Source organism: Exilispira thermophila, from assembly GCF_055389015.1.
Genome location: NZ_AP042476.1, coordinates 1,149,480 through 1,164,259, shown reverse-complemented (window position 1 = coordinate 1,164,259; position 14,780 = coordinate 1,149,480). Strand labels below are relative to the sequence as shown.

The window sequence follows — 14,780 nt, the reverse complement described above, 5'->3', positions numbered from 1 at the left end:
GATATAAATAAAAGTTTTTAAAAGATAGAAAAATAAAAGTGTAAAACTAAAATAATAAAAAATAGAAAGTATAAAAAATCTGAATGTATTCTATAAATAGTTTATTGATAATAAAAAAAATAAATCTATGTATAATTGAAAATTTTATAAATTTATAAAATAATTGATAAAAGCAATAAATAATAGAAAATTAGAAATTGTTGATTTAAAAATGAGCTAAAATATATTATAAAAATAAAAATAGATAATGTCAAAAGTTTTGAAAATAAAATTATATGGAGATAATCATGAATTTTAATTTAATTGAAAAAGGTGGAATTTTAATGTATTTCCTTTTTGGTCTTTCTATTATTGCTTTTGCTATGATTTTAGAAAGATTTTTTTATTATAAAAAAATAAATGATTTTAAAGAAAATGATTTTAAAAAAATTAAATCATATATTCTTGGATTAAATTTTAATGAAGCGCTAACATTTTTAATGAAATATAAATCTCCAATTTCAAAAATATCAAAAATAGCAATTGAATTAAAAAATAAAGCTAGAAAAGAAATTGAAATATCAATGGAACTTGAACAGATGAAATCTTCTAAAGATATTTTTAAATATATTAATATCTTAAAAGTTTTTCCTAACCTTGCTACTTTATTAGGGCTTTTAGGTACTGTTCTGGGTATGATAAAAAACTTTATAGTAGTTGCTTCAGTTGGAACTGGAGATCCTTCAGCTTTAGCATCTGGTATCTCAGAAGCATTAATAACAACAGCTACAGGTCTTATAATTGCAATACCACTTATTTTTATTAATGCAATTCTGGAAAATAAAGCAGCGGATATTGAAGAGAGAATACAGATATATTCATCAGAAGTTCTAAAATTAATTGATTCAATTAAAAAAAATGATTAATAAACAGAATTTTATAAAAATTAAAATTTATTTTTAAATGTAAAATTTAAAAAAACATAAAAACTTTAAACATAAGGTAAATTAAAAAAATAACTTAAATGAGTTATATATTAGCAATAGTTATCCTTTTAATATTTTCAGCTTTTTTTTCTTCCTCAGAAACTATACTGTTTTTAGCAAAAGATCTTGGGTTAAGAAAAAATAAATTGAAGTATAAGTATATATATGAAAATCAGGAAGAATTTTTAACTATTATCCTTTTTTCAAATACAATCATTAATATATTTCTTGGTATGATATTTGAGTATTATGCTTCTAATGTTCTATTTAATAATATAAATATAATTTATGTTATTTTATCAACTACCTTTATCCTTTTAATTTTCGGTGAGGTATTACCAAAAAGATTGAGTTTAGCATTTTATAAAATATTATATGAAAAATATTTTAAGATATTGATTTTTTTTGAAAAAGGGTTGAAACATATTAATTTATTTTTTGATTTGATAATAAAACCTTTTAAAAAGATAAAGAAAGAGGAACAATATTTTACTTATAATGAAACCAAAAGTTTTTTATTTGATAGTTATAAAAATAAAATAATTTCTGATTTAGAATTTTATCTTTTTTATAGATTATTTAATTTAAATAAAACAAAAGTGTCTCATCTTATTATTCCTTATACCAGAATAAAAGTTTTTACATTAAATAAAATTGAAAATATTATAAAAAACAAATTTGAAATTATAATTAATCTTAAACAGGATATTATCCCAATATTTGATAATAATTTTGAGAATATAATTGTTGCAATTGAAAAGAAAAAATTAATAAAATGGTATTATAAAATAATTTCTTATAATACTGATAAATATAATAAAGATACTTTAGTAGAAAATATTTTAAATAAAAATAATATAAATAAAGTTAATTCAAAAAATACTTCTTTAAAATTAGATAACTTTAAAATAGATGATATTAACGAAATAATTGTTAAACCTGTTTTTGTTTATATTGAACAACAATTAGATCAGGTAATTAAAATTTTTAATGAAAATTCTTGTAAGTTTATATTTGTTGTTGATCAATATTTTCAATTTAAGGGTATTATTAGGTATTCAGATATACAAAATTATTTTCTTACATTAGATATAAAAAACACTGCAAGAGAGTTCGAGATTAATCCAGCAATTTCAAATGAAGAGTTAAAGTATTACTATAATATTTCACTACCTACAAAATATAAAAACCTGCATCAATTTTTACTTCCTTTTCTTATGAAAGATAAAAAAATCGTTAAGTATAAAAAATTTACATTTATAATTTATAAGGATATAAGTCTATCAAACAATATTGATAAAAAAATAGGATATAAAAAAGAGAACAAAAATAAGGTTAATTTAAATAACAATAATTTAATTTTTCCTAACTATAAAGTTAAGGTAGTCAGAAGTTAGAAAAAATTAATAAAAGAGGAATTTGCATTGTTACTATCAATAATATTATCATTGATTTTTCTATTTTTTTCTGCTTTTTTTTCAGGGTCTGAAATAGGTTTTATTTCTGTTGATAAACAACTCCTATCTTTTAAAGAGAAGCAGGAAAAAAATGATTCAAAGTTAATAAAATTACTTTACAAATTTGTCAATTCTTATCAGGATGTAATATATATTTCTTTAGTTGGAACAAATATCTCTACTATAGCTTCTGTTCAAATACTATCTAGGACATTGCACCACAGTTTTAAATATAGCTACATATTTTTAATCTTTATATATCCAATTTTTACCTTAATTATAGCTGAAATTATTCCAAAGTTGTTATATTCAAAAAAACCTTATACTTTAATAAAGTTTTCAATTATTCCATACTCTATTTTTTATTATATTTTTTCCCCTATTATTTTATTGTTTAGAATAATAGATTTATTATTAAAGAAATTTACAAAAGGATCTTTTAGTAGTGAAAATCAATTAAGTAATGAACAATTTTATTCATATTTAAAATCTAACTTTAATATATATTCTAAAAAAAGTTCAACATTAATTGATAATCTTGTTATTACTTTAGAGAATAAAGCTGATGATGTTGTAAATCCAATTGATAATTATAATTTATTAATTGTTGATAAAGATAAAAAAAATAACATTGAGAATATTTTAAATAAGAAGATTGATTTCGAGTATTTTTTAAATTTATTAAATGGTGAATTTAGTATAATTTTTCATGATAATATTTTAAATAAGAAAAATAAAAATAAAAATATAGAAAAAATGTCTCCAATAAATAAACTTTACTATCTATTATACAATTATGATGATTATGTTTTGATATTTACAAAAGAAAATGAATTCATAGGTTATTTTTTTAATAATGAGGAATTTTTAATTAATAAAAAAATTAAAATTCTAAAACCTTTGATAGTACCTTTTTCCAGAAAGCTAAAAAACATTCTTCAAGATATGAAAACTTATTCTAAAAATCTTGTGTTTGTGGTTGATGAATATAATAATATTGAAGGATTAATAGAAAAAGATATCATATTTAAAAAACTTTATGAATCTATTCTTGAAAATACTATTAAAACTAAAGAAATACATAAAGTTAAAAAAAATGAATATATAATTGATTGTAATGTTGAAATTGATAAAATAAATAAAATTTTAAATTTAAAATTAAAAAGTAAATATTATAGGACATTAAATGGATATTTACAGGAAAAAACAGGTACTATACCTAAAACAGGGCAAATTATAAAATTTGGAGATTTTGATATCCAGGTAATTAGAGCAACAGCAAAAGAGGTACAATTGGCTAAAATAAAATTTTATAAATAGATATTTTTATTTTGAAAAATAAAATTATAAAAATAAATATATAGGTAAATATAAAAAATGTAGTATATTTATGATATAATTTGTATGGTATTCTTAAATGTTAATTAGTTTAATTTTCTAATATTTAAACAATATTAATAAAATTGATCTTAAAAAGGGAAGGTAATGAAACTAAAAAGAGATAGTATTATAAAACTATTAAAAAAACATATAAGTTTAAGTTATGAACAATTAATTACATTCTATGAAGTTAAAAGTAAAAAAAAGAAACAGAAATTGAATGATATACTTAATTTTTTAATTAAATCAAAAACAATATTTTTATTTGAAAACAAATATTATATATATCCATGGATAATTGATCCGGATCTAGAACAGGTTATTGTTAAAAATAAAATTAATCCATATTTTAAAGAAAAAAGTATAAAATATGTTCAAGATTTAAACCAATCTAACCAAAAATCTATTATTGATAAAGAGATAAATTCAAGAAAAGATTTTAGAAATCTTTTTACAATTACAATGGATGGAATTGATGCAAAAGATTTTGATGATGCTTATTCTTTAGAAAAAGTTAGTAATCTTTATAGATTGGTTGTACATATTGCTGATGTATCATATTATGTTAAGCAAGGAACCTCTTTAGATAAAGATTCTTATTTAAAGGGTAATTCATATTATTTTTCTCAATGGGTTATCCCAATGTTACCATTTGAACTTTCAAATAATCTTTGTTCATTAAAAGAAGGAGAGGATAGATTAACTGTTTCTGTAGAGATGTTTATAGATGAAAATGGGGAAGTTGTTAAAAGAAATTTTTACAAATCAATTATAAATGTGGATAAAAGAATTCCTTATGAAATAGGAAATCTTATTTTAAAACATAATGAACTTAAAAATTATCAAGAAAATAAAGCTAATAATAAAAACAACAATAAAAAAATTAAAACCAATGATTTTATTAATAAAGATAACTATTTAAATGAGAGTGATTATTATAAAGAATTACTAAATAATGAGAATGCTTTTATTGTTTCAGATTATTATAAAAGTATCTATTATAACTTTTTAAATCTTTCATTGGAGTTAAAAAATATCCTTTTTAATCAAAGAAAGAACAATTACTCTATTGATTTTAATATTCCTGAAATAAAGATGGAATTTAAAAATAACTTTAAAATACCCGATAGGATTTATAAATATTTTAGAGGGGAATGCGAAAAAATTATTGAAGAATTTATGTTAATTACAAATAAGACTGTTGCGAAATATTTAAAGAGTACAGGTAGTTCAATTTTTAGAATTCATGATAAACCACAGGATGAAAAAAAAGAGATGCTTTTTAAATATCTTGATATATTGGGTTATAAAATACCAAGAAAATATAGACAAAAAGATATTGTAAATCTTTTGGAACAGATTAAAGATAAACCTGAAGAAAAACTTTTAAATACTTACATTTTAAGAACTATGGCTCAAGCAGAATATTCTGAAAAAAATATTGGACATTTTGGACTTGCATTTAAAGATTATACCCATTTTACATCACCAATTAGAAGATATTCAGATTTAGTAATTCATAGAATATTAAAATCAAAAATATCTAAAAAGGAATTACCATATACAAAAGAGAGATTAAAAGAGATTGCAAAAAACATTTCAAAAACTGAAAGGATTGCAGTAATAGCTGAAAGAGATTATTTTAAATATAAATCTGCAAGGTATTTAAAACAATTTATGAATAAGAAATTTAAAGGGATTATATCTGGAATTATTGAAAAAGGGATATTTATAGAAATTGAGGAAAATGGGATTGAAGGATTTGTTCCCTCTTTTATATTAAATAGAAAAGATTATACATATGATGAAGAATTGTCTTGTTATATTAATAAAAAAAATAATGAAGATATTATTTCTATAGGTTCTGAGTTTATTATTTCTATTTTTAATATAAATGTTAAAAGAGGATTTATTGATTTTAGAATAGAAGAGAGAGTTAAATTATGAGAAAATATAAAAGAAAAACTTTTAATAATGCTATAGAGATTACTCCTTTAATAGACCTTGTGTTTTTGCTTCTTATTTTTTTCCTTGTTGCAACAACTACTACCAATATAAAAGCTATAAAAGTTAATATTCCAAAAGCAGAAACTGGTAGCAAAATTAAAACAAACAAGATTGTTATTGTTGTTGATAAATCTAATAAAATTTATATTGATAATAAAAAATATACTTTAAATCAATTACAGGAATATTTGAAAACTTTAAAAAATATTGATGTTTTTCAGATTAACGGTGATAAAAACAGCTCATATGATACAATTATTAAAATTATGGATTTAATTAGAAAGAATGGTTTTAATAAAATAACTTTAGGAGTAAACAGCTATTAAAAAATATTTTTTAATTTCATTAATATTTCACCTTATTATTCTTTTCCTATTTTTAAAATTTGTTAATTTTAATTTTAATAAAAATATTTATAATAATGAAATTATAGCTTCTATTGACCTTCCAGAAAATTATCTTAAAGAAGAAAAAACAATTGAAATAAATAATAATAATAATGTTTATAAAAACAATAAAGTTAGTTCTAAAAAGGAAGGGATAATAGATATTAAAAATATTAAAGAGCAAGATAGTAATAATGTTTCTAATAAAAAAAATGAAGTAGATGAATCAAAAGATAATACAACTTTAATTGATAAAACTAAAAGTACAAATCAAGATTTATCTGAAGAAATTAAAAGTAAAGATGATGATAAAGAAATTACCAACAATAAAAATAACAATGAACCTGGTGATACTGATGAAAATGAATCTCTAAAAGAAAATAATAAAAGTTCTGAGAACATTAAAAATGAAGTTAAGAATAATTCAAATGATACAGGCAACGATAGTGAGATAGGTAATGTTTTAGGCGAATTAACTGATGTAAAAACAAAAACAAAAGTTTCAGATATTGAGTGGAATAATAATAAAAAAAGAAGAATTATTAATAAAGTTATTCCTGAAATTCCAGATTCATTAAAGAATTTAATGGGGGAATATAATATAAAAGTTTATATTGAAGTAAATAAATTTGGTGTGGTTTCATATGAAGAGATTGTTAAATCTTCTGGTATATCAGAACTTGATTCTATAGTTTATGATGCTATTTCAAAATGGACTTTTGAAATTGTTTCAGATGATAGTAATTATTCCGGTTTTGTAAATTTTTCAATAGTTTTCAAATAAAATAATTATTTTTTTTTTTTCAAAAATATTTGAATTTAGTCATTTTTATTTTACACTAGCAATAGAATAGAATTTTTTTTTAATGATTTATCTTTTTTTTATAGTTTTAGTTTAATTATAAGGGAGGCTACTATGAAACTAAAATCAAAATTGCTAATTTTCAATATGTTGATGATCATATTTATTGGGATTGTAATTTTTGCTTTAATTTACTATAACAACAAAACAGCTACTAATAAAACATTAAGTTATATTGAAACAACATTGATAAATGATAGGAAAACTAAGTTAGAAGATGTAGTTAATATGGTGTATTATCTTCTGGATGGTTATTATAAACAATATGGTGGTGATGAAGAAAAAATAAAAAAAGCAATGCGAGATGCTGTTTTAAAAATGAGGTATGAAGATGGGAATAATTATGTCTGGATACATAGAGTAACCGATTCTTTTGTTGTTTTACATCCAAGTAAAAAAATTGATCAAACTGTTGTTGAAAATCTTCAAGATGCAAAGGGGAAATATATATTTAAAGAGTTTAATAAGGTAGCATCTACAAGTGGGGAAGGATTTGTAGATTATTATTGGCCAAAATTAGGAGAGGAAGAATCACAACCCAAATTATCTTTTGTTAAAATTTATAAACCTTTAGGGTGGGTGATTGGTTCAGGAATATATATTGATGATGTTAAAAAAGAAGTAAATGTTAAGAAAAAAGAGCTATTAAAAGATTTTAATAAAATGATGATTCAAATGATTATTTTTCTTGTAGGTGCAATTGCTTTATTGATATTAGTTACAATATTACTTGCAAACAAATTATTTAAGCCAATTCAATTTATATATACTAAAATTAAAGAGATTGCTGCAGGTGGGAGTGACCTAACAAAAAGACTTGATATTAAGTCAAAAGATGAAATTGGTTTACTTACTATTGAATTTAATAAATTTCTTGATTTTATAGAGTCCTTAATTGTTAAAATTAAAAAACAATCTCTTATTTTAAAAGAACAGGTTGAAAATGTAAGTGCAACAATTGAAGAAACATCAGCTTCAATGAAAGAGATGGATTCCTCATTTGAGTCTGTAAAAAACACTTTAAAAATTTATTCAGATAACTTAGTTAAAAATAGCAAGGCATTAAAGATAATATTGGAGGGAATTCAAAAGGCAAAATCTGGTTATGAAAAGGAAGATAATGAACTTACAAGGCTTTCTGCTGCTATAGAGGAATTGAATGCTAATGCTCAATCTGTAACTAATAATTCAAAAGAAACTCAAAATATTACAAAAAATTTACTTGAAATATCTAATAAGGGGAAAACATCTTTAGAAGATGTATTTAAACATGTTGAAGGTATAAAAAAAGATGCAGAAAAGATTAAAAATACAACAACAATTATTGAAGACATTGCAGATAAAACAAATTTATTATCTATGAATGCTGCAATTGAAGCAGCTCATGCAGGTGATGCTGGTAAAGGTTTTGCAGTTGTTGCAGATGAGATAAGAAAACTTGCAGAAAATTCAGGAACAAACTCAAAAGAGATTAATAAATCACTTGATGAGGTTGTAAAAACAATTAATGAAACTTCAGATAAATCAAAACTTTCATCAGATATTTTTGAACAAATTTTTGAAAAAATAAATCAAACTGAAATAATGATTTCAGAAGTTGCAGAGAGTATGACTGAAGAATCAGAAGCTATAAATGATATGCTAAAATCCATGAAAACTATTATGGATGTTGTAAATGATAATTTACAAAATAATGAGTCCCTTGTAAATCAATCAAGAATAATTGAACAGGCCAATGAAAATTTAATGCAGGTATCTCAAGAAATTAAAGTTGCAAATGAAGAGCAAAGTTTAGGAATTAAAAATTTAATGTTTGCTTTAGAAGAGATGAATAAATTATCTTTAAACCTTGTTAATGTGAATAATGAATTAGAACAATTAATTAATAAATTTAAAATTTCTGAAAATTTTGATAAAAACAAAAATGAAGAGGAAATTTATAAAAATAGTGAGATGAAAAAAATTGTTGAAAAAAAAGATTAAAACAAAAAAAAAATAAAAAGACAATAAAATAAAAAACAAAAAAAATAAAAAAAATAATATAATAAGCCAGCCAGCGGAGTCGAACCGCTAACATGCTTATTACGAATAAGCTGCTCTACCATTGAGCTAGGCTGGCATAAAGTTAATTTACTTGTTTCTATATATTTTTCAATTTATTTTCTTATATTTATTATGTTATTTTTTATTTTTTCTATTTCTGTATTTATGTTAAATTATGATTTTCAATATGTTATTGTTGGTTTTTAAAGTAGATTAGTAAATTTTTTTTAATTAAAAATTATATATGGTTAATTCTTTGTTCATTTTTTTTATTTATTTTTTTTATTTTAATTATTAAAAAATATGATAATTTAAAAATGTTTATGGGAAAAAGAAAATTAAAATACAAATTAAAATATTATAAAGAAAATAAAAGCAATGTTAAATTAAAAAAAATAATACTTTTGATTTTTATTATTTTTATTGCAATTACCTTTATTTTTTTCTTTATAAGATTATTTGTTATTAGTGAATTTTCATTAAAAATTTTTCATGTAAATGAAAAGAAGGTATTTCAATCACTTAAAGTTTTATATTATTCTGGAGATTACGAAGAGCTTTCTTATAATATTGATAATTATTTGCAAAATAAAGTAATAAAAACAAAATCTGGTATAAGAGATTTAGTTCTACTTAAGATCTACTTATTAAATTTAAAAAATGATTATAATAATTCTATTGCTCTATTAAAAAGATACAAAAAATATTTTACAAAGGAAGAATATCCATTTTTATTTTCATATTTAATGTTTAAAAAGGGTGACATAGAATCTTCATTAAAATTTCTCTCTTCATTTTTACAAAAACAAAAAAAATATAATCAAAAGCTAAAAAATAACTATATTTTATATTCTTATTTAAATTATATTCAAAATAATATAACAGAAGCTATTGATAGTATGAAAAAAATTCCAGATAAAGACAATAATGTTTATTATAATTTAGCTTATTTATATTTTTTGAATAATAATAATGAGCTAGCATTAAAAACATTGTATAAAATTACAGATAGTCAGAATTTAGATTTAAGTATTAAGTTAAATTTATTGATAGCTAAATTATTGTTCAAATTTGAAAATTTTAAAGAATCTAATATTTATCTGGATAAGATTAAAGATATAGGTATAGATTATGATACATACTATTTTAATTCTCTTTTAAATAGTTTTTATGCAAATGATACTAAGGGAATTAGAAAGTTTTATGAGATAATAAAAAATACCTCCTTTTTTTATAAATTTTATTCTTTATTATTTGTTTCTTCATATAATATTGGTGATTTAAATAATGCTAAATTAATTTATGATAAATATCTTTCTAATCAGATTCAGGAAAAAATAAAAAAAGATCAATTAAATGATTATGATCTAATTAATTACCTTATGTATGTTGATATTTTAATTAATGACAACATGAATAAAATAGCAATAAATTACATTGAAAAGATAATTAATCTTAATTTTAATGAAATAAATACAATTAAAATTTATAAGATATATATTGCTCTTTTGATAAAAGAAAATATGTTAGATAAAGCAAAGAATATAATATTAGAACATAAAAAAATTCTATTTGTAGATAAATCATTTATAAAAACTTTGCTAGATATATATATAAAACAGGGAGAATATGAGGATGGAATAAATTTTATAAAAAAATACTATGACCCTAAAAATGATACTTTTGAATATTATTATTTGCAGGGGTATTTATTAAGAAAAATTGGAAATTTTGAAAAATCTAACGAGGTTTTATTTAATTTATTGACGATAATAGCAGATATAAAAGAGAAAGATATTATATATAAAACAATTGCTAAAAATTTTATAGATCTTAAATTTTATGAAAAAGCAAATAAATATTTAATGAAAATAAATAATAAGGATGATTTAGAATATTTAAAATTGTATTTTAAAAATAGTTTTTACATGAAAGATTGGGATAATTTAATAATTATTGGAAAAAGAATTTTGTTGACTGAAAAAAATAAATCATTAATTTATTTTTATATTGGATATGGATATTATAATAAAAAAAATTATAAACAAGCTATATATTATTTTAAAAATAGTTTAGAAACTATAAAAAGTAAAAAGCTAAAAGCTAATATTGCTATATATTTGGGTAATAGTTATGGATATCTTGATGATAAAAATAATTCGTTATTTTATTTTAACGAAGCAAAAACTATTGACCCATCTAATCTATATAGTGAAATAAATATTGAAAAATTAAATCAAGGAGAAAAGTATGGCGAATAAAGCAGAAGCTACTTTAAATTCTTTAATAGGTGAAAATTCTGTATTTGTTGGTAAGTTTTATATTGCTGGATCTTTAAAAATTGATGGTAAATTTGAAGGTGAAGTTAAGACTGATGAAGAATTAATTGTTGGTGAAACTGGAAGGGTTAAAACTGATATTTATGCTAAAAATGTTACAGTCGCTGGAGTTGTTATAGGTAATATAGATGCTGAAGAAGAAGTTAAATTACTTGCTACTGGTAAAGTATTAGGTAATATTACAGCCCCTAAAGTTTATATTGAAAATGGAGTTATGATTAAAGGTGAAGTAAGAATTCATTCAGGAAAAGCTTCAGAAGTTGATAAGATTATTTCAGAAGCTTATAATAAAGGGCCTAAAGTACCTGATTTTAAAACTCATAAACCTGTTAATCCTTTAGGATTTAAAAAGGAGCCTGAAGTTAAAGACAAATAATTATTTTGTTAAATATAGCTAGATATATTGGATAATTTAACTCTTTTTTATTATTTAATTAATAGAGAGTTAAGTTTTATATCTATTATAGATTAATATATTGCATAATATTAAGAAGGTTATATGATTATAATTAAAAGTGATCAAGAAATAAAATTAATGAGAGAATCAGGTATAATTTTAACTGAAACTTTAAGATTAATGAAAAAAAGTATAAGACCTGGTATTTCTACATGGGAACTTGATAAAATTGCTGAGGATTTTATTAGATCTAAAGGAGGGGTCCCTTCTTTTAAAGGTTATGGAGGTTTTCCAGCTACTTTGTGTACATCTATCAATGAAGTATTAATACATGGCATCCCTTCTAAAAAAGAGAGGTTAAAAAAAGGTGATATCATATCAATAGATTGTGGAGTTTTATATAAAAATTTTCATTCTGATGCAGCAGAAACATTTTTTGTTGGTGAAGTTACTGATGATAAGAGAAAACTTGTAGAGGTTACAAGAAATTCATTTCTTGAAGGTGTAAAATATGCTAAACCTGGAAATAGACTATTTGATATTTCATCAGCAATTGGAAATTATGTAGAAAAAAATGGATTCTATGTAGTAAAAGAGTATGTTGGGCATGGAATAGGAAGAAATCTTCATGAAGATCCTGCTATTCCTAATTATGGTAAACCAAATACTGGACCAAGAATTAAAAAGGGAATGACTTTTGCAATTGAACCTATGGTACTAATGAATTCTGCAAGAGTATATACAAAAAGTGATGGTTGGACTGTAGTTTCATCAAACAATCTCCCAACTGCACATTTTGAAAGAACCATTGCTATAACAGAAAATGGTTTTGAATATCTTGTAGATCTTGTTTTATAATGTATTGAACTGTTTATTTAATTTTGTTATTTATATTTAAAATGATAATAATTTTAATTGGCTATTAATGATTTAAATTATTGTATTTTTTTATTTAAACAATATTATTAATATTAATTTTTATATTTCAATATTTTTATTAGTAATTTCAATAATTTCAATTTATAATTATAATATTTTTTTTATTTTTCAAATTTTATCAATATTATTAATAAAAATTTTTAAATTAATTATATGTCAAGAATTATAATTATTAATCCTATTTAAAAATAAAATATTTGTATTATAATTTTATATAACCCAGGCTTGTTAAAATTATTTAATAAAATAGAAATATGAAATATAGGAGGAGATATCAATGGATATAAAATTAAGTAATAATGATAAACAGTATTATCTTTATTCTGCAAGAAAAGCTATTGCAGACAAACTAAATATTAAATACCATAACAATAAATTTGATGATTATAAGGGGAAATTAGATAATGAGAAATATGGTGTTTTTGTCACATTAACTGAAAATGGAAATTTAAGAGGCTGTATAGGTTATGTAGTTGGTGTTGAACCTTTAATTAATGCTATAAAGACAATGGCTATTGAAGCAGCATTTAATGATCCACGATTCACCCCTTTAAGGAAAAGTGAATTTGAACTTATTAAAATTGAAATTTCAATATTATCACCAATGGAAGAAGTTAAATCATTTGATGAAATTGAAATTGGAAAGCATGGTTTAATGATTAAAAAAAGTTTCTATTCAGGATTACTTTTACCACAGGTTGCAACTGAATATAATATGGATAGAAAAACATTTTTAGAACAGGTGTCTATGAAAGCAGGTTTAAATAAAGATGCTTATAAAGATCCTGATTCTAAACTTTTAAAGTTTTCAGCATATATATTTTCAGAAGATTAACATCTATTAACAATATTTAAATATTTTAATTTTGACTTTTTATTATTTCGTTCTATACATATTCAATGAACATAAGATTATCAGGAGCACAAAATATGTTAAAATCCATTTCTAAAATTTTATTATTATTTATTTTCTTTATTTTAATCTTTTCTATTAATAGTTTTTCTTCCTCTAACAATTGGATAGTTCAGATTAATGGACAAAAATATTATTATGATCAATATATAAAAGAGTTTTATCTTTATGTTGAATCTACTACTCCAGAGAATCTCTGGAAAGATTACAAAAGTAATAAAAGGTTACAAAAAGCATATCTTGAAAATTTTATTAATGAAAAACTTATAATGCAAAAAATTAAAGATGAAAATTTTTTATCTAAATATCAAAAAATAATTTATGATCAGAGAATAAAGATTATTGTACAACTATATTTGAAAAAAGAGGTATTTGATAAAATTCCAGGTCCAACTGAAAAAGAGATAGAAGATTATTATAATTCACATCCTGAATTGTTTGGTAATGTTGAGGTAGAACAAGCAATAGAAAAAATAAAACAGGTTTTAAAAACTCAAAAATACAATGAGAAAGTTCAATCAATTTTACAGGAAAAAAAGGAATCTATAATTATTAAACGAAATTCTGATTATTTTGAAAAAGGTAATAAAGTTAACTGGGTTTTAAAGATTGGGGATAAGGTTGTAGATTATGATTCATTTCAATCATTGTTTGATGAATATTTAAAAACTCTGGGTAATCAGGTAAAAACTGAGCAGTCTAAGGGTATTTTATTAACACAATTTACAGACCAATATATCAATAATTACTTATTATACAGTGATATTAAAAAAACTGATTTTGAGAAAAAAAATGCTAAAGAAATTGAATATCTTGTTAATAGAATGATTATTGAATTTTATGTTTCTTCAAAATTAAAAAACAAAATTCAACCTGTTACTCCAGAAGCTGTTGAAGCATATTATCAACAGAATAAAGATAAATTTTCAAAATATACACCACAGCAAGCAAGAGCTTTAATTTCTCAATATTTAAATTCACAACTTTATGAAATGCTTGTAAAAGATTTAGTTCAATCATATAGAGATGAATCAATAATTAAAAGAAATAAAGATTATTTAAAAACATTAGGACTTGATTAAAAGAAAAGTA

Annotated in this window: 13 protein-coding genes and 1 tRNA gene; 12 read left to right on the top strand and 2 right to left on the bottom strand. The window is 21.4% G+C overall.

All coding sequences use genetic code 11. From position 1 onward, the window contains the following. Nucleotides 1–287 precede the first annotated feature (287 nt). The 5 genes from ACZ5EC_RS05010 to ACZ5EC_RS04990 all read left to right on the top strand — a co-directional run bounded on the left by ACZ5EC_RS05010 (nucleotide 288) and on the right by ACZ5EC_RS04990 (nucleotide 6,135). Complete coding sequence (locus ACZ5EC_RS05010; protein WP_464303861.1) at nucleotides 288–905, top strand: MotA/TolQ/ExbB proton channel family protein; 618 nt, start codon at nucleotides 288–290, stop codon at nucleotides 903–905. Nucleotides 906–1,003: 98 nt separating this feature from the next. Next, entirely contained in the window at nucleotides 1,004–2,362 is a 1,359-nt protein-coding gene (locus ACZ5EC_RS05005; RefSeq protein ID WP_464303860.1) for a CNNM domain-containing protein, read from the top strand. 27 nt (nucleotides 2,363–2,389) lie between these two features. After that, on the top strand, nucleotides 2,390–3,742 hold the full coding sequence (locus tag ACZ5EC_RS05000) for a CNNM domain-containing protein (protein WP_464303859.1): 1,353 nt from the start codon (nucleotides 2,390–2,392) through the stop codon (nucleotides 3,740–3,742). Nucleotides 3,743–3,907: 165 nt separating this feature from the next. After that, entirely contained in the window at nucleotides 3,908–5,749 is a 1,842-nt protein-coding gene (locus ACZ5EC_RS04995) for a ribonuclease R family protein (RefSeq protein WP_464303858.1), read from the top strand. Further along, the gene (locus ACZ5EC_RS04990; protein WP_464303857.1) at nucleotides 5,746–6,135 is read left to right on the top strand and encodes an ExbD/TolR family protein; all 390 of its coding nucleotides are present in this window, start codon (nucleotides 5,746–5,748) and stop codon (nucleotides 6,133–6,135) included. Before ACZ5EC_RS04995 ends, ACZ5EC_RS04990 begins: the two co-directional genes overlap by 4 nt. Before the next feature lie 330 nt (nucleotides 6,136–6,465). Here ACZ5EC_RS04990 and ACZ5EC_RS04985 read toward each other — a convergent pair whose 3' ends face one another. After that, nucleotides 6,466–6,636, bottom strand: coding sequence for a hypothetical protein (locus ACZ5EC_RS04985; protein WP_464303856.1), 171 nt, complete (start codon nucleotides 6,634–6,636; stop codon nucleotides 6,466–6,468). Nucleotides 6,637–6,781: 145 nt separating this feature from the next. Between ACZ5EC_RS04985 and ACZ5EC_RS04980 the strand changes: the two genes are divergently transcribed. Together ACZ5EC_RS04980 and ACZ5EC_RS04975 are read left to right on the top strand one after the other, a co-directional pair. Further along, nucleotides 6,782–6,979, top strand: a complete 198-nt coding sequence (locus tag ACZ5EC_RS04980; protein WP_464303855.1) for an energy transducer TonB — start codon at nucleotides 6,782–6,784, stop codon at nucleotides 6,977–6,979. 132 nt (nucleotides 6,980–7,111) lie between these two features. Continuing rightward, on the top strand, nucleotides 7,112–9,040 hold the full coding sequence (locus tag ACZ5EC_RS04975; RefSeq protein WP_464303854.1) for a methyl-accepting chemotaxis protein: 1,929 nt from the start codon (nucleotides 7,112–7,114) through the stop codon (nucleotides 9,038–9,040). A gap of 64 nt (nucleotides 9,041–9,104) precedes the next feature. Here ACZ5EC_RS04975 and ACZ5EC_RS04970 read toward each other — a convergent pair. After that, nucleotides 9,105–9,176 (bottom strand) — tRNA-Thr (locus ACZ5EC_RS04970). 247 nt (nucleotides 9,177–9,423) lie between these two features. Between ACZ5EC_RS04970 and ACZ5EC_RS04965 the strand changes: the two genes are divergently transcribed. From ACZ5EC_RS04965 to ACZ5EC_RS04945, 5 genes are all read left to right on the top strand, one after another. Next, nucleotides 9,424–11,361, top strand: coding sequence for a tetratricopeptide repeat protein (locus tag ACZ5EC_RS04965; RefSeq protein ID WP_464303853.1), 1,938 nt, complete (start codon nucleotides 9,424–9,426; stop codon nucleotides 11,359–11,361). Continuing rightward, nucleotides 11,351–11,815: a bactofilin family protein gene (locus ACZ5EC_RS04960; protein ID WP_464303852.1), complete on the top strand. Its 465-nt coding sequence runs from the start codon at nucleotides 11,351–11,353 to the stop codon at nucleotides 11,813–11,815. The genes ACZ5EC_RS04965 and ACZ5EC_RS04960 overlap by 11 nt, the downstream gene beginning before the upstream one ends. A gap of 123 nt (nucleotides 11,816–11,938) precedes the next feature. Next, on the top strand, nucleotides 11,939–12,694 hold the full coding sequence (gene map / locus ACZ5EC_RS04955; protein WP_464303851.1) for a type I methionyl aminopeptidase: 756 nt from the start codon (nucleotides 11,939–11,941) through the stop codon (nucleotides 12,692–12,694). Nucleotides 12,695–13,052: 358 nt separating this feature from the next. Continuing rightward, nucleotides 13,053–13,610: an AmmeMemoRadiSam system protein A gene (amrA, locus tag ACZ5EC_RS04950; RefSeq protein ID WP_464303850.1), complete on the top strand. Its 558-nt coding sequence runs from the start codon at nucleotides 13,053–13,055 to the stop codon at nucleotides 13,608–13,610. Between the two features lie 95 nt (nucleotides 13,611–13,705). Continuing rightward, nucleotides 13,706–14,770, top strand: a complete 1,065-nt coding sequence (locus ACZ5EC_RS04945) for a SurA N-terminal domain-containing protein (protein ID WP_464303849.1) — start codon at nucleotides 13,706–13,708, stop codon at nucleotides 14,768–14,770. Nucleotides 14,771–14,780: the final 10 nt, after the last annotated feature.

Coding starts and splice junctions, on each gene's coding strand:
- ACZ5EC_RS05010 (WP_464303861.1), top strand. CDS start 288: ATGAATTTTAATTTAATTGAAAAAGGTGGAATTTTAATGTATTTCCTT.
- ACZ5EC_RS05005 (WP_464303860.1), top strand. CDS start 1,004: ATGAGTTATATATTAGCAATAGTTATCCTTTTAATATTTTCAGCTTTT.
- ACZ5EC_RS04995 (WP_464303858.1), top strand. CDS start 3,908: ATGAAACTAAAAAGAGATAGTATTATAAAACTATTAAAAAAACATATA.
- ACZ5EC_RS04990 (WP_464303857.1), top strand. CDS start 5,746: ATGAGAAAATATAAAAGAAAAACTTTTAATAATGCTATAGAGATTACT.
- ACZ5EC_RS04980 (WP_464303855.1), top strand. CDS start 6,782: ATGGGGGAATATAATATAAAAGTTTATATTGAAGTAAATAAATTTGGT.
- ACZ5EC_RS04975 (WP_464303854.1), top strand. CDS start 7,112: ATGAAACTAAAATCAAAATTGCTAATTTTCAATATGTTGATGATCATA.
- ACZ5EC_RS04965 (WP_464303853.1), top strand. CDS start 9,424: ATGGGAAAAAGAAAATTAAAATACAAATTAAAATATTATAAAGAAAAT.
- ACZ5EC_RS04960 (WP_464303852.1), top strand. CDS start 11,351: ATGGCGAATAAAGCAGAAGCTACTTTAAATTCTTTAATAGGTGAAAAT.
- map (WP_464303851.1), top strand. CDS start 11,939: ATGATTATAATTAAAAGTGATCAAGAAATAAAATTAATGAGAGAATCA.
- amrA (WP_464303850.1), top strand. CDS start 13,053: ATGGATATAAAATTAAGTAATAATGATAAACAGTATTATCTTTATTCT.
- ACZ5EC_RS04945 (WP_464303849.1), top strand. CDS start 13,706: ATGTTAAAATCCATTTCTAAAATTTTATTATTATTTATTTTCTTTATT.